Annotated in this window: 16 protein-coding genes and 1 tRNA gene; 6 read left to right on the top strand and 11 right to left on the bottom strand. The window is 67.9% G+C overall.

Features of this window, described 5'->3' with window-relative positions:
- The first annotated feature begins 32 nt into the window (after positions 1–32).
- Positions 33–1,640 carry an AMP-binding protein gene (locus V5F78_RS19865; protein ID WP_394070406.1) on the top strand — a complete coding sequence of 536 codons (1,608 nt, stop codon included), beginning with the start codon at positions 33–35 and terminating at the stop codon, positions 1,638–1,640.
- A gap of 180 nt (positions 1,641–1,820) precedes the next feature.
- Here the strand turns inward: V5F78_RS19865 and V5F78_RS19860 are convergent, their stop codons facing one another.
- The 3 genes from V5F78_RS19860 to V5F78_RS19850 form a co-directional block, all read right to left on the bottom strand.
- Positions 1,821–2,405, bottom strand: coding sequence for a queuosine precursor transporter (locus tag V5F78_RS19860; RefSeq protein WP_394070404.1), 585 nt, complete (start codon positions 2,403–2,405; stop codon positions 1,821–1,823).
- 35 nt (positions 2,406–2,440) lie between these two features.
- Positions 2,441–2,740, bottom strand: a complete 300-nt coding sequence (gene rpmB, locus V5F78_RS19855; RefSeq protein ID WP_394015240.1) for a 50S ribosomal protein L28 — start codon at positions 2,738–2,740, stop codon at positions 2,441–2,443.
- Between the two features lie 171 nt (positions 2,741–2,911).
- Positions 2,912–3,664, bottom strand: coding sequence for an SDR family oxidoreductase (locus V5F78_RS19850; RefSeq protein WP_394070402.1), 753 nt, complete (start codon positions 3,662–3,664; stop codon positions 2,912–2,914).
- A 111-nt stretch (positions 3,665–3,775) separates the two neighbouring features.
- Here V5F78_RS19850 and V5F78_RS19845 point away from each other — a divergent pair, with 111 nt between their 5' ends.
- On the top strand, positions 3,776–4,432 hold the full coding sequence (locus V5F78_RS19845; protein ID WP_394070400.1) for a TetR/AcrR family transcriptional regulator: 657 nt from the start codon (positions 3,776–3,778) through the stop codon (positions 4,430–4,432).
- Positions 4,433–4,643: 211 nt separating this feature from the next.
- On the opposite strand, the gene V5F78_RS19840 is transcribed toward V5F78_RS19845, so the two are convergent.
- The 3 genes from V5F78_RS19840 to V5F78_RS19830 are packed head-to-tail and all read right to left on the bottom strand — an operon-like array spanning position 4,644 to position 6,422.
- Entirely contained in the window at positions 4,644–5,123 is a 480-nt protein-coding gene (locus tag V5F78_RS19840; RefSeq protein ID WP_394070398.1) for an SRPBCC family protein, read from the bottom strand.
- The gene (locus tag V5F78_RS19835; protein WP_394070396.1) at positions 5,120–5,461 is read right to left on the bottom strand and encodes an ArsR/SmtB family transcription factor; all 342 of its coding nucleotides are present in this window, start codon (positions 5,459–5,461) and stop codon (positions 5,120–5,122) included. Before V5F78_RS19835 ends, V5F78_RS19840 begins: the two co-directional genes overlap by 4 nt.
- Positions 5,462–5,498: 37 nt before the next feature.
- Positions 5,499–6,422 carry a LysR family transcriptional regulator gene (locus V5F78_RS19830; protein WP_394070395.1) on the bottom strand — a complete coding sequence of 308 codons (924 nt, stop codon included), beginning with the start codon at positions 6,420–6,422 and terminating at the stop codon, positions 5,499–5,501.
- 123 nt (positions 6,423–6,545) lie between these two features.
- On the opposite strand from V5F78_RS19830, the gene V5F78_RS19825 reads away from it, so the two are divergent.
- The 3 genes from V5F78_RS19825 to mmsB all read left to right on the top strand — a co-directional run bounded on the left by V5F78_RS19825 (position 6,546) and on the right by mmsB (position 10,271).
- Positions 6,546–8,042: a CoA-acylating methylmalonate-semialdehyde dehydrogenase gene (locus tag V5F78_RS19825; protein WP_394070393.1), complete on the top strand. Its 1,497-nt coding sequence runs from the start codon at positions 6,546–6,548 to the stop codon at positions 8,040–8,042.
- 163 nt (positions 8,043–8,205) lie between these two features.
- A complete protein-coding gene (locus V5F78_RS19820) occupies positions 8,206–9,348 on the top strand; it encodes an acyl-CoA dehydrogenase family protein (RefSeq protein ID WP_394070391.1) in 1,143 nt (380 codons plus the stop codon).
- Positions 9,348–10,271 (top strand): 3-hydroxyisobutyrate dehydrogenase, encoded by a 924-nt coding sequence (gene mmsB / locus V5F78_RS19815; protein ID WP_394070463.1) that lies wholly within the window; start codon positions 9,348–9,350, stop codon positions 10,269–10,271. The genes V5F78_RS19820 and mmsB overlap by 1 nt, the downstream gene beginning before the upstream one ends.
- Positions 10,272–10,672: 401 nt before the next feature.
- On the opposite strand, the gene V5F78_RS19810 is transcribed toward mmsB, so the two are convergent.
- The 5 genes from V5F78_RS19810 to V5F78_RS19790 form a co-directional block, all read right to left on the bottom strand.
- Positions 10,673–10,749, bottom strand: a tRNA-Met gene (locus tag V5F78_RS19810).
- A 115-nt stretch (positions 10,750–10,864) separates the two neighbouring features.
- On the bottom strand, positions 10,865–11,509 hold the full coding sequence (locus tag V5F78_RS19805; protein WP_394070389.1) for a class I SAM-dependent methyltransferase: 645 nt from the start codon (positions 11,507–11,509) through the stop codon (positions 10,865–10,867).
- A 90-nt stretch (positions 11,510–11,599) separates the two neighbouring features.
- The gene (mnmA, locus tag V5F78_RS19800; protein ID WP_394070387.1) at positions 11,600–12,790 is read right to left on the bottom strand and encodes a tRNA 2-thiouridine(34) synthase MnmA; all 1,191 of its coding nucleotides are present in this window, start codon (positions 12,788–12,790) and stop codon (positions 11,600–11,602) included.
- Positions 12,791–12,945: 155 nt separating this feature from the next.
- A complete protein-coding gene (locus tag V5F78_RS19795) occupies positions 12,946–13,758 on the bottom strand; it encodes a TrmH family RNA methyltransferase (protein ID WP_394070385.1) in 813 nt (270 codons plus the stop codon).
- 1 nt (position 13,759) lies between these two features.
- Positions 13,760–14,809: a LacI family DNA-binding transcriptional regulator gene (locus V5F78_RS19790; protein ID WP_394070383.1), complete on the bottom strand. Its 1,050-nt coding sequence runs from the start codon at positions 14,807–14,809 to the stop codon at positions 13,760–13,762.
- A 50-nt stretch (positions 14,810–14,859) separates the two neighbouring features.
- Here V5F78_RS19790 and V5F78_RS19785 point away from each other — a divergent pair, with 50 nt between their 5' ends.
- Positions 14,860–15,843 (top strand): NAD(P)-dependent oxidoreductase, encoded by a 984-nt coding sequence (locus tag V5F78_RS19785; RefSeq protein WP_394070381.1) that lies wholly within the window; start codon positions 14,860–14,862, stop codon positions 15,841–15,843.

Raw genomic sequence — 15,843 nt, 5'->3', positions numbered from 1 at the left:
CTTGCCTTCCTGCCTAAGCTTTAAGCAGGAAGGTGACGTTGTCCGCATCGGGTGAGTATGAACGCCGTCGTGCCGCGTTCCAATGGCACGTTCCTGCGCGCTACAACATCGCAATCCACGCCTGCGACAGCTGGGCCGAGCGCGAGCCGGATCGCCCCGCGCTGTTCCTGCCGCGCGAGAACGGGTTCGCGCCGCTGAGCTATGGCGCCGTAGCGGCCGCTTCGAACCGGCTGGCGCGGGCGCTCGCCCGGCGCGGCATCGGGCGCGGCGACCGGGTGGCGATCCTGCTGCCGCAAGGGCTGGAGGTGCTCGCCACCCATCTTGCCACCTATAAGCTCGGCGCCATCGCCGTGCCGCTGGCGGCAGTGTTCGGCATCGATGCCATTTCCTATCGCCTGGAGGATTCCGGCGCCGCCGCGCTGGTGAGCGATGCGGCGGGGCTCGCCAAGCTGCCGGTGCGGCCTGCGGGCCTCTCCCTGGTCATCTGCACCGACGGGGCGGGGGCGGGCGTGGCCGGCTTTGCCGAGATCTGCGCCGGCGAGAGCCCGGCCCCGCTCCCCATCGACAGCGGGCCGGACGATCCCGCGCTGATGATCTACACCTCCGGCACCACGGGCCAGCCCAAGGGCGCGCTGCACGGGCATCGGGTGCTGCTGCCCCATGTGGCGGGCATGCAATTCACCCATGACGATCTTCCCAAGGCCGGCGACCGCATGTGGACGCCTTCCGACTGGGCCTGGGCCGGCGGGTTGTTGAACACGCTCTTCCCTTCGCTGGCGCTGGGCGTGCCGGTGGTGGTCCAGCCGCCGGGCAAGTTCGATCCCGAGCGGGCGTTCCATCTGATGGCGCAGGCGCAGGTGCGCAATGTGTTCATTCCGCCGACGGCACTGAAGATGATGCGGGCCGTGCCGCACCCCAAGGAGCGCTTCGGCTTCGATCTGCGCACCGTGGGGTCGGCGGGGGAGGCGCTGGGGGCGGAGACGTTCCAATGGGGGCGCGAGGCCTTGGGCGTTCCCATCAATGAATTCTACGGCCAGACCGAATGCAATTACGTCATCGGCTCCAATGCTGCCATGGGGGTCGCGCGGGCCGGCGCCACGGGCAAGCCTTTGCCTGGCCATGACGTGGCGGTGCTGCGGGCGGACGGTGTGCCCTGCGCGGTCGAGGAGATGGGGCAGATCGCCATCCGCGCGCCCAACCCCGTGATGTTCCTGGAATATTGGAACCGTCCCGAGGCGACGGCGGAGAAATTCTCCGGCGATTGGATGCTCACCGGCGACCTCGCCCGCCAGGATGGCGATGGCTATATCCATTTCCTCGGCCGGGATGATGATGTCATCACCTCCGCCGGCTATCGCATTGGCCCGGCGGAGATCGAGGATTGCATCCTGCGCCATCCCGATATCGCCATCGCCGCCGTGGTCGGCAAGCCGGATCCGGTGCGGACCGAGGTGGTGAAAGCCTTCCTGGTGCTGAAGGATGGCGTGGTGCCGAGCGAGGCGTTGAAGGCCGAGGTGCAGGCGCTCGTGCGCAACAATCTGGCGGGCTATGAATATCCCCGCGAGATCGTGTTTCTGGAGGAAATGCCGCTCACCAGCTCCGGCAAGGTGATCCGCCGCCTGCTGCGGGAGCAGGATTAGGTTTTCCCGGATTTTCCCGGCAAACGGGGTGGTCCCGGGGAAAATGTTTCACGTGAAACAATAGCTTAGCGCAGACGAACAGGGGTTTTCTGGCACGTTTCCGCGCCTCTGCGGGCTTCTCAGCGCCACCGAACCGGAATTTCGGTAAAGATTCGCCTTGGCGAAATTCGCCGGGCGCGATCAGGCGCGGGCGCGGGCACTCGGCGGTCCCGGCCACACCGGCATGCGGGCGATGAGGGCGCGATAGGGGCCGAGGAACAGCAGGATCATCGCCAGCTTCACCGCATAGTCGAACACCGCCCAGGTCTGCCAGGGCAACTCGGTGCCGGCGAAGGCGAGGGTGAAGAAGACGATCGTGTCGATGGCGCTGGAGATCAGGCCGGAGACGAAGGGCGGCATCCACCAGGCGCGGCGGCGCAGGCGGTCAAACACGCTCGCGTCCAGCAATTGGGCGGCCAGGAAGGCGGTGCCCGAGGCGAGCGCGATGCGCGGCGTCGCCAGCACGGCGGAAAGCGCCACCGCCAGCGCGAACCCCACATAGATCACCCGCCGGGTGCGGGCCGGGCCGAGGCGCCGGTTGGTGAGGTCGTTCACCAGGAAGGTGACGGGATAGGTGAAGGCGCCATAGGTGAGATAATCCGCGAGGCCGAACGGCTCGAACGGAAACTGCACCAGGATGTTGGCGGTGAGCACCGCCGCGCACATAAAGAAAACCGCGAGCGCAAACGCCCGCGGTTCGGATTGCAGCGGAAACAGGCGCGCCATGGCGGACCGCCCAGACCGTCGATCGCGAGACGCGATCAGGCGGCCGGCTTCGCCTCGGCGAGGGCCTTGACCACGAGACGCTTCAGCTCGAGCGCGCGCTGGGAGAGTTCCTCGTCGCGCGCCTTCTTGAGGAAGCCGTCGAGGCCGCCGCGATGATCGACGCTCTTCAGCGCGTTGGCGCTGACACGGAAGCGCACCGAACGGCCGAGCACTTCGCTCTCGAGCGTCACGTTGCAGAGATTCGGCAAGAACCGGCGCTTGGTCTTGTGGTTCGAGTGGCTCACGAGGTGGCCAGTCAGAACCCCCTTGCCGGTCAGGTCGCACCGCCGGGACATGGCAGAAGTCCTTCAAATTCGTTGATCACGGACGCGGAAGCCCAGGGCCGAACCCGACCCCTCGTCTCACACCCGCATGTATCGGGAAGGCGCTCGTATAAGGGGAGCCGGCTTCCGCGTCAAGGTGCGCGCCGTCCAATGTGGCGGCGCGCGTCGTGTCAGCGGAGCGGCTCAGGCGTTCGCGCCGCCGTCCACCACAAATCCGGCTCCGGTGATCTGGCGGCCGGATGGACCGGCGAGAAAGGCGACCATGGCCGCGATATCCTCCCCGGTGCCGTAATGCTTCAAGGACATGCCGGCAAGCATGCCGTCACGGTTGGGGCCGTCGGCCGGGTTCATGTCGGTGTCGGTGGCGCCGGGATGCACCACATTCACCGTGATGTTGCGCGGCCCGAGATCGCGCGCGAGCCCCTTGGTGAGGGCCACCAGCGCGGATTTGGTCGCGGAATAAAGGCTGATGCCGGGGAAGGGGACACGCTCGGCGAGGCAGCTGCCAATATTGATGATGCGGCCGCCATCGGCGAGCAGGGGAATCGCCGCGCGGGTGGTCAATACGACGCCGCGAATGTTCACGCCGAGCAGCGCGTCGATATCTTCGAGGCTCATGGTCTCCAGCGCGCCGGCCCGGGCGATGCCGGCATTGTTCACGACGATATCGAGCCCGCCGAGCGTCGCGGCGGCTTGCTTCACCGCCGCCTCGCTCGCCGCCGCATCGGCGCTGTCGGCATGGATGGCATGGCCGCGCCGGCCCAGCGCCTCGATCTGGCGCACGACGGCGCCGGCCTTGTCCGCCGAGCGCTCATAGGTAATGGCGACGTCCGCTCCAGCCTTAGCGAGGGCCAGGGCGATGGCGGCGCCGATGCCGCGGCTCGCGCCGGTGACGAGGGCTTTCTTGCCGGCGAGATCCTGTGCGCTTTCGGTCATGGTGGACTCCTGTGGGGGAGATAAATATAGTGACCGCTACATAAATAGGTTGGCCAAAGACGGTCAAGACATTATTTAGTGATTGATACAAAATAGGAGCGGGAGCCGGAGATGGCGGCACGCGGCAGGCCCAGGGCGTTCGATCGGGACGCGGCATTGAATGCCGCCATGGAGCTGTTCTGGCGCAAGGGATTTTGTGCCACTTCCGTGGCGGATCTGTGCGCTGCCATGGGGATCAATGCGCCCAGCCTTTATGCCGCTTTCGGCAGCAAGGAAGCGCTCTATGAGGCGGCGCTTCACCATTATGGGCAGGCCGCCACGCCGCACATCTGGGGGCGGTTCGCGGCGGCGCCCACCGCGCGGGACAGCATTGCCGTCCTGCTGATGGCCTCGGCGGCGAACCTGCCCGGCACGGATCACCCGGCCGGCTGCATGGTGACGCTTTCAACCGCCGGCCAGGAGGGTGGCGCCCGCCTCGCGGCGCTTGTGATGCAGGCGCGCGCGGAAGGCGGGGCCATGATCGCCGAGCGTCTGCGACGCGCCCGTGCGGAGGGGGAATTGCCGCCCGGCACCGATGTTGCCGCCGTCGCCGCTTTCTACGCCTGCGTCCAGCACGGCATGTCCATCGAGGCGCGGGACGGAGCAGACCGGGAGAAGCTGGAGGCCATCGCCCGGTGCGCCCTCGCCGCATGGCCGGCGCTCACCGATGCGGGCGCACACCCGCCCGCAGAGCAAGCGTGCACGCCGCTTGACCCGCGCGGGACCTGAGCCGCCCCTCCAGCCACGCGCGGACCACCGCTTCCTGCTTCTCCCTTCCCACTTCCCCCTTCCCATTTCCCCCTTCCGACTTCCCCCTCCCCAACCCTCCCCCGCACGCGGGAGAGGGAGTCCGCCGCACATTGCGGCCTGAACGGCTCTTGCCGCCCGCGCAAAACGCCCCCTCTCCCGCTTGCGGGGGAGGGCCGGGCGGGCGCCGGCTCTAGCAGACCTGCCGTTCGGCCAATGCGGCGAGCTGGTTCGCGACCGTGCCCCAGCCGTCGTGAAAGCCCAGCTCTTCGTGCATGGCGCGGTCGGCGCCGTTCTTGTGCATCACATGGGCGGCATAGGTGGTGCCGTCGGGATGGTCGCGAAAGGTGATGATGGCGGTGATGAAGCCTTTTTCCGCAGGCCGCCATCCCCCCAGCAGCACGTTGGTGAAGACGATCCGCTCCTGCGCCACAACGTCCAGGAAGCAGGCGTCGAGATGGGGCACGAATGGGCCGCCCTCTTCGCTCATCCGCGTCACGAAGGCGCCGCCGGGGCGAAGCTCCATGTGCGCCACCTGACAGAGGGTGGGGGCAGGAATCCACCATTGCGCGAATTGCGCCCGGTCGGCCCAGGCGTTCCAGACCACGGATCGAGGCGCCCTGATGACGCGCGAGAGGGTCAGGTCGAGATCGGAATTCACGCTTGGGCTCATTCTGGTGTTTCCCGGTGGGCGGTGGTGACGAAGCGTTCCAGCCGGTCGGCACGGCCTTCCCAGAGCGCGCGCTGGCCGCGCAGCCAGGATTCGGCGAGCGCAATGGATTGGCCCTCGATGGCGCAGGTGCGCACCCGCCCGGCCTTGTGCGTGCGGATCAGGCCCTGGCCCTCCAGGAAATGGATGTGCTTCATGAACGAGGGCAGGGCCATGGCGAACGGCGCCGCCAATTCGCTGATGCTCGCCGGCCCTTGGCCGAGCCGATCCAGCACGGCGCGGCGCGTGGGGTCGGCGAGAGCCTGAAAAATGCCGTCCAGGCGATCGGAATACTGATCCATACGGCTAAGTATCATGAGGCAATACTTAGTGCAACGGCTAAGCGTTTGTCTGCGGCCCGACCGGCAGAAACACTGCCTGCGCCTCCCGCGCCGCCTTGGCGATGAAATCGGCGGCGACTTTCACGCGGGCGAGGTCGCGCGTGTCGGCATGGGTGAGCAGCCAGAAGCTTCGGATCAAGGACACCTCCTGCGGCAGGATGGGCACCAGAGCATCGTCGGTATCGCCCATGAAATTGGGCAGCACGCACACCCCCGCCCCGCCGCGCGTCGCCATGAATTGCGCCACGAGGTTCGAGCTTTTCAGGCGCGGCCGCAGCTCGCGCGAGACCGTCGGCACATAGTCCAGCTCGGGCGCATAGATCAAATCGTCGATATAGCTGATGAAGGGATGGCGCAGCAGCGCCGCCCGGCTCTCGATGGGGCCGTGGCGGGCGAGATAATCGCGCGCGGCATAGAGGCCGAGGCGATAGTCGGTGAGCTTCCTCGCATGCAGGCGCCCTTCCTTCGGCCGGCTGATGGAGATGGCGATGTCCGCCTCGCGTTTCGACAGGCTGAACAGGCGCGGCATGGCCAGCAATTGGATGTCGAGCGCGGGATGGAGCGCCGCGAGCGCGCCGATGCGCGGGGCGAGGAAGAAGGTGCCGAACCCATCCGGCGCGCCGATGCGCACCGCGCCGGAAACGCCGAGATCGGCCCCGCCGATCTCCTGCTGGGCGCCGGCGGCCAGCGTCTCCATGGCTTCGGCCGTCGCCATCAGCCGTTCGCCGGCACTGGTGAGCACATAGCCGGCCGGCTGGCGGTCGAACAGTTTCGCCCCGAGGCTATGCTCGAGGGCCGCGAGGCGGCGGCTGACCGTGGAATGCTCCACCCCCAGCAGGCGCGCCGCCGTGGTGAGCTTGCCGGTGCGGGCGATGGCCAGGAAATGGCGCAGGTCCGCCCAGTCGAACGCCGCCGATGGCATGTGAAAATCCGCACAGTTACCGTGCGATAATAGCCCTGGATGTGCAAAAAATGATAGGCCATTGTGCCGGCCAATAAGCGACGCCAAAATCTGGGAAACGCTTTAAAGCTAGGGAGGCGCATCATGCGCGATATCGGCCATTTCATCGGCGGCAAGCACGTCGCGGGCACGTCGGGACGCTATAGCGACGTATGGCAGCCCATGACGGGCGAAGTGGTGGGCCGCGTGGCGCTCGCCTCGGCCGCCGAAATGCGCGCCGCCGTGGAGAATGCCAAGGCCGCGCAGATCGGCTGGGCCGCCACCAATCCCCAGCGCCGCGCCCGCGTGATGATGAAGTTCCTGGAACTCGTGCAGCGCGATTATGATGCGCTCGCGGACCTGCTCGCCCGCGAGCACGGCAAGACCGTTCCCGACGCCAAGGGCGACATCCAGCGCGGCCTGGAGGTTATCGAGTTCGCCTGCGGCATCCCGCACCTGCTGAAGGGCGAGTTCACCGACGGCGCCGGCCCCGGCATCGACGTCTATTCAATGCGCCAGCCGCTGGGCGTGGTGGCCGGCATCACGCCTTTCAACTTCCCGGCCATGATCCCCATGTGGAAGTTCGGCCCCGCCATCGCCTGCGGCAATGCCTTCATCCTCAAGCCGTCCGAGCGCGATCCCGGCGTGCCCATGAAGCTCGCCGAGCTGATGATCGAGGCCGGCCTCCCGGCAGGCATCCTGAACGTGGTGAACGGTGACAAGGAAGCGGTGGACGCCATCCTCGACGACCCGGACATCCAGGCCGTGGGCTTCGTCGGCTCCTCCAACATCGCGCAATATATCTATGCGCGCGGTGCGGCGACCGGAAAGCGCATCCAGGGCTTCGGCGGCGCCAAGAACCATATGATCATCATGCCCGACGCGGACATGGACCAGGCCGTGGATGCCCTCATCGGCGCCGGCTACGGCTCCGCCGGCGAGCGCTGCATGGCGATCTCGGTGGCGGTGCCGGTGGGCGAATATGCCGCCGAGAAGCTGCTGGAAAAGCTGGTGCCCCGCGTGGAGAGCCTCAAGATCGGCCCTTCCACCGACGTCACCGCCGATTTCGGCCCGCTGGTGACCCGCGAGGCGCTGGAGCGGGTGACCAATTATGTCGACATCGGCGTGCAGGAAGGCGCCAACCTGCTGGTGGACGGCCGCGGCTTCAAGCTCCAGGGCTATGAGAACGGCTTCTACATGGGCGGCTGCCTGTTCGACAACGTCACCGCCGACATGCGCATCTACAAGGAAGAGATCTTCGGCCCTGTGCTGTGCGTGGTGCGCGCGCCGGACTACAAGGAAGCCCTGCGCCTGCCGACCGAGCACGAATATGGCAACGGCGTCGCCATCTTCACCCGCGACGGTGATGCCGCCCGCGACTTCGCCTCCAAGGTGCAGGTGGGCATGGTGGGCATCAATGTGCCGATCCCGGTGCCGATCGCCTACCACACCTTCGGCGGTTGGAAGCGCTCGGGCTTCGGCGATCTCAACCAGCACGGGCCGGACGGCGTGCGCTTCTACACCAAGACCAAGACCGTCACCTCCCGCTGGCCCTCGGGCGTCAAGGACGGCGCGGAATTCGTCATCCCAACCATGGGGTGATGCCAAACCGGCGCGCCGTGCCTTGCGCGGACGCGCCGTTTTGCTCAAACCGCTGTAAGCGGAGACGCCTCAGGCGCATGACGCGGCCGGTTCCAGCGCCATGCGCCTTCCTTCGGCACGCCGGGACAACCGGCGGCCGGTTGTTCGCATTCGGGAGGGTGCCATGTTTGAATTGACGGAAGACCAGCAGGCCATCCGCGCCATGGCGCAGGATTTCGCGCGCGAGGAAATCGCCCCCCATGCCCAGGCGTGGGACGAGGCGGCGCATTTCCCCATTCCCACCCTCAAGGCCGCCGCCGCGCTCGGCATGGGCGGCATTTATGTGCGCGAGGACTTCGGCGGCTCCGGCCTGTCGCGGCTCGACGGAACCTTGATCTTCGAGGCCTTGGCCACCGGCTGCCCCGCCACCTCGGCTTTCCTGTCGATCCACAACATGGTCGCCGCCATGATCGACCGCTTCGGCGACGATGCCCAGCGCCTCGCCTGGCTGCCGGGCCTGTGCAGCATGGAGCGGGTGGCGAGCTATTGCCTCACCGAGCCCGGCAGCGGCTCGGACGCGGCGGCGCTGAAGACCCGCGCGGTGAAGGACGGCGATCATTACGTGCTCGACGGGGTGAAGCAGTTCATTTCCGGCGCCGGGGTCTCCGACCTCTACGTGGTGATGGCGCGCACCGGCGGGCCCGGCCCCTCCGGCATCTCCGCCTTCCTGGTGGAGGCGGGCACGCCCGGCCTCTCGTTCGGCGCCAATGAGAAGAAGATGGGCTGGAAGATCCAGCCCACCCGCGCGGTCATCATGGAAGGCCTGCGGGTGCCGGCGCAGAACCTTCTGGGCAAGGAAGGCGAGGGCTTCAAGTTCGCCATGGCCGGGCTCGACGGCGGCCGGCTGAACATTGCGGCCTGCTCGCTCGGCGGGGCGCAGAGCGCTTTCGACAAGGCCCTCGGCTACATGCGCGAGCGCACCGCCTTCGGCAAGGCGCTGAACGAATTCCAGGCGCTGCAATTCCGTCTCGCAGACATGGAGACCGACCTTGAGGTCGCGCGCACCTTCCTGTGGCGCGCCGCCGCCGCCTACGACCGGGCGGACCCGCAGGCCACCCGCCTGTGCGCCATGGCGAAGCGCGTGGTGACGGACAGCGGATTCGAGGTCGCCAACCAGGCGCTGCAATTGCACGGCGGCTACGGCTATCTCGCCGATTACGGGATCGAGAAGATCGTGCGCGACCTGCGGGTGCACCAGATCCTGGAAGGCACGAACGAAATCATGCGGGTCATCATCTCCCGCGCTCTGGTGGCGCGGGCGAACTGATCCGGCAACAAGAAGAACGGGAGGAAGAGATGGCCAGCATCGGTTTCATCGGGCTCGGCAACATGGGCGGGCCCATGGCGGCCAATCTGGTCAAGGCGGGGCACGCGGTGCGCGGGTTCGACCTTTCCCCGGCCGCGCTGGAGGCCGCGAAGGCGAAGGGCGTCGTCATCGCCGCGACTGCCGCCGAAGCGGTGGCGGACGCCGACATCGTCGTCACCATGCTGCCCAGTGGCAAGCATGTGGTGGGCGCCACCACGGGCGAAAACGGCCTGTTCGCGGCGGCGAAGCCCGGCACGCTGTTCATCGACAGCTCCACCATCGACGTCGCTTCCGCGCGCGCCTTCCATGAGGCGGCGCTGGCGGCCGGGCATGAGCCCCTCGATGCGCCGGTCTCCGGCGGCGTGGGCGGGGCGGAAGCCGGCACGCTCACCTTCATGGCCGGCGGCACGGCCGAGGCGTTCGCGAAAGCCGAGCCGATCCTGGCGCTCATGGGCAAGAAGATCGTCCATTGCGGCGATGCCGGCGCGGGGCAGGCGGCGAAGATCTGCAACAACATGATCCTCGGCATTTCCATGATCGCGGTCAGCGAGGCGTTCGTTCTCGCGGAGAAGCTCGGCCTCTCCCATCAGGCGCTCTACGATGTTGCCTCGACCTCCTCGGGGCAATGCTGGTCGCTCACCACCTATTGCCCCGTGCCGGGGCCGGTGCCCACCAGCCCGGCCAATCGCGGCTATCAGCCGGGATTTGCGGCCGCGCTGATGCTGAAGGATCTGCGCCTCTCCCAGGAAGCCGCCGGCCAGGCCGGGGCGGCGACCGCCCTCGGCGCGGCGGCCACCGCGCTCTACACCGCCTTCGAGGAAGAGGGGAATGCCGGCAAGGACTTCTCCGGCATCATCGAATGGGTGCGCACCCGCGAGGGGTGACGCGCAGACCCTTCAGGCGCGAGATCACGACATGCCCCGGCTGGTCCGGGGCTTTTTTTTGCGCGCCGCTGTTCCTCAGCGTGCCGGCGCGTTTTCTACACGCGCCCGGCTTCCCCATCGTTCGAGACCGTTCCGGCCGATCAACGTTGAGACGTGTGGACAGAGTTGAGCCGTGCGAAAGCAGTAGCGGCCCTGTCTGTCCTTGTTCGTTCGTCATGGCCGGGCATGTCCCGGCCATCCACACTCCCCCGCTCGCGCGATCTTTGAAACGCCAGCGCCAGCGGTGCCGCGTGGATGCACGGGACGCGCCCGTGCATGACGGCGTCTCCTGTGAGACCGGGCCCGGCTGCCGCCCCGGCGTGGCCGTTGGCATTCCACAAAGAAGGGGATTGGGAGGCGAATGGTAGCAGCGGGCGGATTTGAACCGCCGACCTCCGGGTTATGAATCCGGCGCTCTCACCAACTGAGCTACACTGCCACATCGCACGCCGCTCGGTGCCGGGCACGCGAGCTTGCGGAGGACGGGATATAGGGGAGCGGGCGCGGCGGTGTCAAGAAAGCGCGTGCGTTCTTCAACCGCTCAGCGCGCCCCCTCAGGCGCGCGCTTTCTTGATGCGCACCAGCTTGAAGAAGCCCACCGGGAAAACCGGCGAAATTTCCACCACTTCCATGTCACCCTGGCGGGCCGCCCAGGCGCCGAGGCGGCTGGCTTTGAAGGCGATGCTCCAGCCCACCTTCTTCACCAAAGGGGCGAGGGCGGATTCCACATGCATGGCGGCACCCGCATCGGCGCCGAGCTTGGAGGTGATGATGATCTCGCCATTCGGCTTCAGCACGCGGCGCATCTCGTCGAGCGCGCCTTCCGGGTCCGGCACCAAAGTGATGACGAAGGGCACGGTGACGGCGTCGAAGCGGGCATCGGGAAAGCCGAGTGCGCAAGCGTCCATGGCGGCCAGCAGCGACACCTGCTTGAGGCCGCGCGCCGTGGTCTTCTGCACCGCCTTGCGCAGCATGTCCGAGGACAGATCAATGCCGGTCACGCGGCAGGAGCGGGGATAATAAGGCAGGGTCAGGCCGGTGCCGACGCCCACTTCCAGAATGTCCGGGCCGCAGCTTGCGGCGGCATTGGCCGCCTTGCGCTGGGCGTCGGCCAGCAGCTTCTCATACACGGTGTCATAGATGGGCGCCCATTTCGCATAAGCGCGCTTCTGGCCTTCGAGATCGTACTGGACCGCCATGTCTGCCTCTGCCCCAGCCTGTGCATCCCGGCGGTCGCCCCGCCGGGACGTCGTGTCATGCGGCGTGCGGGCCGCGAAAAGATCGTCCGCTCAGGCGACCTGCGCCTGAAACGCGTCGCGCGCCGCCGAGCGGGTGCGCAGAATGGTGCCGCCGCCCAGAAGGCGGGCGCCGCCGTCGGGAGCATCGTAGAGCACGCATGCCTGCCCGGGCGCAACGCCTTCTTCGCCGAGGTGCAGATGCACCAGCGGCAGGCCCTGGGCGTCGAGCCCCAGCCGGCCGGGTGCGGGCGCGCGGGTGGAGCGCACCTTCACGAACACCTCGCGCCCCGCCGCGCAGGCCTCCGCGAACGGCTCGTCGCCCAGCCAGTTCACGTCGGCGATGCGGATGGCGTGCACCGCCAGCGCCTCGCGCGGGCCCACCTTGACCTCGCGCCGCGCGGCGTCGATGCCGATGACATACAGCGGCTCCGGCGTGGAGATGCCGAGGCCCTTGCGCTGGCCGATGGTGTAATGCATTACGCCGCGATGGCGGCCGAGCAGGCGCCCGTCCAGATGCACGATGTCACCGGGATCGCCGGCCTCGGGGCGCAGGCGCTGGACGATTTCGGCATAATCGCCGCCGGGCACGAAGCAGATGTCCTGGCTGTCGGGCTTGTCCGCGACCACGAGGCCGAGCTCGGCGGCGAGCGCGCGCACCTCGCTCTTCTTCAGGTGGCCGAGCGGAAAGCGCAGCCGCGCCAGCTGCGCCTGGGTGGTGGCATAGAGAAAATAGCTCTGGTCGCGATTGTCCTCGGCGGCGCGATGGAGCGCGCGGCGCCCGTCCGGCAAGGCACGGCTGGAGACATAATGGCCGGTGGCCAGCACGCTGGCGCCGAGATCCTCGGCGGTGGCCAGCAGGTCGCGGAACTTGACCGTGCGGTTGCAGTCCACGCACGGAATGGGGGTGACGCCGGAGGCATAGCTGTCGGCGAAGCGCTCGATCACTTCCTCGCGGAAGCGGCTTTCATAATCGAGCACATAATGGGGAATGCCCAGCTTCTCGGCGACCGTGCGGGCGTCGTAAATGTCCTGCCCGGCGCAGCAGGCGCCCTTGCGCAGGGCGGCGGCGCCCTGGTCGTACAATTGCAGCGTTACGCCCACCACGTCATAGCCGGCGTGCGCCAGCAGCCCCGCCACCACGGAGGAATCGACGCCGCCGGACATGGCCACCACCACGCGGGTGGAAGCGGGGTCCGCGCCGATATCGCCGATCTGGTCGAGGAGGCTGGGGGTCAAAATCATGGGGCGGTGTCACCGGCAGAAGGACGGGCGCATGGCCGGAACCTGCGCGACCACGCCCCTTTAGTATAGGTTGCCGCCGCGAGTCTGCAATTGCGACGCAACACAACGTCCATGTGCGCCAAGCAGGGCAGGACGCGCACCGGCGCGTGAGGCGCTCAGCCCGGCCCCGCCGCGCCGGCGAGATGATGCAGAACGATGCCGCTGGTGGTGGCGACGTTCAAGCTGTCGAATCCCGCCGCCATGGGGATGGAAACGGTGCGGGTGCGGGCGAGCAGGTCCGCCGGCAGGCCCGGCCCCTCGGTGCCGAACAGCGCCGCGACCCGCGCGCCGCGCTCCAGGCGCGACAGGGGAAGCGTTCCCGACGGGCTGAGCGAGACGATGTCGAAGCCGGCCCGTTCCAGCAGCGCCAGCATGTCCGCGCCACTGGCGACCCGCGCATAGGGCACGATCAGGCTCGCCCCGACGGAGACCCGGATCGCCTTGCGATAGAGCGGATCGCAGCTCGCCGCGTCCAGCAGCACGGCGGCGGCTCCGAAGGCGGCGGCGTTGCGGAAGATGCCGCCCATATTGTCATGGTTGGAAATGCCCACCAGCCCCACCACCAGCGCGCGCGCCGGCAGGGCAGCGAGCAAGGCGGCCGGATCGGGCGGGGGCGGCGGTTCCACCAAGGCGAGGATGCCGCGATGGATGTGGAAGCCGACGATGGCGTCCATCACCGGCTGGGCGGCCACATGCACCTCGACATGGTCCGGCAAAAGGGCGAGCACATCGGCAAGGCGCGCGGCGCTGGCGGCGGAGAGCAGAAGCGCGCGGATGCGATGATCGGCGCGCGGCGCCAGCAGGCGCAGCACCACTTCGCCCTCGGCGATGAAGCGGTTCTTCCGGCCGATCAGGTCGCGCTCGCGCAGCGCAACGAAATCCGCGATGCGCTCATCCTGCGCATCGGTGATCGTGACGATGTCCGGCATCTCAGCGTGCGGGACGGGCCGGCGGGGGACCGGCGGAGGCGCGCACCACCAGCTTCGGCTCCAGCACCACGCGCTCCACCGGGCGGGTGGGCGCGGCGATGCGCGAGAGCGCGAGGGCGGCGGCGGCGCGGCCATATTCGGGAATGCGGGTGTAGACAGTGGTCAAGGCCGGGTGCCAGAGCGCCGCTTCGCCGATGTCGTCATAGCCGACGATGGAGAAATCCGCGCCCACCTCCAGCCCCGCCGCCTGCACGCCCATGACCGCCCCGAACGCGCACAGATCGTTGAAACAGACCGCGGCGGTTGGCGGATGTTCCAGCGCCAGCAGGCGCGCGACGCCCTCGCGGCCGTATTCGCGCAGGCCGGGACCGGGCGCATGCAGCTCCGGCTCGAACGGCAGGCCCGCCTGCGCGAGCCCGGCCTTGTAGCCGGCGAGCCGCTTGCGGCCGGTGGAGGTTCCCTGCAGCCCGCCGATCATGCCGATGCGGCGATGGCCCAGCGCCACCAGATGGGCAACGCCCAGGCTGACGCCGGTGGCATCGTCGGAGCCGGCGAAATCGAAGCCCGATCCCTCCACCTCGCGCGTCACCTGCACCACGGCGATGCCGCTGATGGCGAGCGCGCGCAGGTCGGCGACGGTGCTGTCCAGGGCCGGGGAGATGATGAAGGCGTCCGGCCGGTATTCGGCGAGCGTGCCCAGCGTGCGGGCCTGGCGCACCACGTCTTCCTGGCTCACGCCCAGCAGAATGGTCTTGCCGGCGCCGCTCAGCGCATCCTCGAGCGCGGCGAGCAGCTCGGTGAAGGAGGGATTGACGATATCGTGCAGGCCGACGCCGATGATGTTGGTGCGGGCGGTGCGCAGGGAGGCGGCGCCGCGATTGGCCACATAGCCGCGCTCGCGGGCCATGTCCTGCACCCGCTGGCGGGTGGCCTGTGCCACCACCGGGCTGTCGCGCAGCGCGAGCGAGATCGTGGCCGTGGACAATCCCAGTTCCGAAGCCAGGCGTTGCAGCGTGACCCTGCCGAGGCTTACCGTCTCCGTGTCGTCCATAATCCCTCCGTGCTGCCAAGTCTTAGACGCTTCGCTTGCTCACTTCATCCATGCTAAACGATTTAAGCCCCGCGACCAAAAGACAAAGTCACCCGGAGGGAACGGAAATGGAAAAAGCGCGCATCGGCTTCATCGGCGTCGGCCTCATGGGCCACGGCATGGCCAAGACCCTGCTGGAAAAGGGATTTCCCCTCACGGTTCTCGCCCATCGCAACCGCGCGCCGGTGGAGGATCTCCTGGCGCGCGGCGCGCGCGAGGCCGAAAGCGCGGCGCAGATGGCCGCCGCCTGCGACATTATCTTCCTCTGCGTCACCGGCGCGCCGCAGGTGGAAGCGGTGGTGCGCGGTCCCGGCGGGATCCTGGAAGGCGCCCGCGCGGGCCTGCATCTCGTGGATACGTCCACCTCCGAGCCGGCGCTCACCATGGCGCTGCATGCCGAGCTGAAGGAAAAGGGCATCGCCCTGGTGGATTCCCCGCTCGGCGGCACCCCCGCCAATGCGGCCGAGGGCACGCTGATCGCCATCGTCGGCGCCGAGGACGCGGCCTTCGCTACCGTGAAGCCGGCGCTGGAGGCGATCTCCGCGCGGATCAACCATGTGGGCGGGCCGGGCGCCGGCCACACCATGAAGCTGCTCAACAATTTCCTCTCGCTGGGCTATGGCGCGCTCTATGCCGAGGCGCTCTCGCTCGCGGCCAAGGTGGGCGTCTCGCCGGAGACCTTCGACAGCGTCATCCGCGGCTCGCGCATGGATTGCGGCTTCTACCAGACCTATTTCAAATATGTGCTGGAGCGCGACGTGAACGCCCACAAGTTCACTTTGTCCAATGCGCACAAGGATATGCGCTATGTGAACAACCTTGCTTCCGCGACCGGGGCGGCGAATTTCATCGGCGCGACCATCAAGAATGTCTATGCCGCCGCCGAGGGGCTGGGCCGGGGTGATTGGAACGTGCCGCAGATTTCCGACGTGGTGGCCGAGATGAACGGCGTCTCGCTGGGCGAGATCCCGCAAATGAAGGCGGCGGCGGAATAG

It is taken from the genome of Roseixanthobacter glucoisosaccharinicivorans (assembly GCF_043195095.2).
Lineage (GTDB): Bacteria > Pseudomonadota > Alphaproteobacteria > Rhizobiales > Xanthobacteraceae > NCEH01.
The sequence above is the reverse complement of the archived record's forward strand: the minus strand, read 5'-3'. Positions and strand labels throughout refer to the sequence as shown.

What these genes read in the sequence shown, in the direction of transcription:
- V5F78_RS19790 (WP_394070383.1), bottom strand. Translation starts at nt 14,809, where the DNA reads ATGGACGACACGGAGACGGTAAGCCTCGGCAGGGTCACGCTGCAACGC.
- rpmB (WP_394015240.1), bottom strand. Translation starts at nt 2,740, where the DNA reads ATGTCCCGGCGGTGCGACCTGACCGGCAAGGGGGTTCTGACTGGCCAC.
- V5F78_RS19795 (WP_394070385.1), bottom strand. Translation starts at nt 13,758, where the DNA reads ATGCCGGACATCGTCACGATCACCGATGCGCAGGATGAGCGCATCGCG.
- V5F78_RS19785 (WP_394070381.1), top strand. Translation starts at nt 14,860, where the DNA reads ATGCTAAACGATTTAAGCCCCGCGACCAAAAGACAAAGTCACCCGGAG.
- V5F78_RS19805 (WP_394070389.1), bottom strand. Translation starts at nt 11,509, where the DNA reads ATGGCGGTCCAGTACGATCTCGAAGGCCAGAAGCGCGCTTATGCGAAA.
- V5F78_RS19825 (WP_394070393.1), top strand. Translation starts at nt 6,546, where the DNA reads ATGCGCGATATCGGCCATTTCATCGGCGGCAAGCACGTCGCGGGCACG.
- V5F78_RS19820 (WP_394070391.1), top strand. Translation starts at nt 8,206, where the DNA reads ATGTTTGAATTGACGGAAGACCAGCAGGCCATCCGCGCCATGGCGCAG.
- V5F78_RS19835 (WP_394070396.1), bottom strand. Translation starts at nt 5,461, where the DNA reads ATGGATCAGTATTCCGATCGCCTGGACGGCATTTTTCAGGCTCTCGCC.
- V5F78_RS19850 (WP_394070402.1), bottom strand. Translation starts at nt 3,664, where the DNA reads ATGACCGAAAGCGCACAGGATCTCGCCGGCAAGAAAGCCCTCGTCACC.
- V5F78_RS19845 (WP_394070400.1), top strand. Translation starts at nt 3,776, where the DNA reads ATGGCGGCACGCGGCAGGCCCAGGGCGTTCGATCGGGACGCGGCATTG.
- V5F78_RS19830 (WP_394070395.1), bottom strand. Translation starts at nt 6,422, where the DNA reads ATGCCATCGGCGGCGTTCGACTGGGCGGACCTGCGCCATTTCCTGGCC.
- V5F78_RS19840 (WP_394070398.1), bottom strand. Translation starts at nt 5,123, where the DNA reads ATGAGCCCAAGCGTGAATTCCGATCTCGACCTGACCCTCTCGCGCGTC.
- mnmA (WP_394070387.1), bottom strand. Translation starts at nt 12,790, where the DNA reads ATGATTTTGACCCCCAGCCTCCTCGACCAGATCGGCGATATCGGCGCG.
- V5F78_RS19860 (WP_394070404.1), bottom strand. Translation starts at nt 2,405, where the DNA reads ATGGCGCGCCTGTTTCCGCTGCAATCCGAACCGCGGGCGTTTGCGCTC.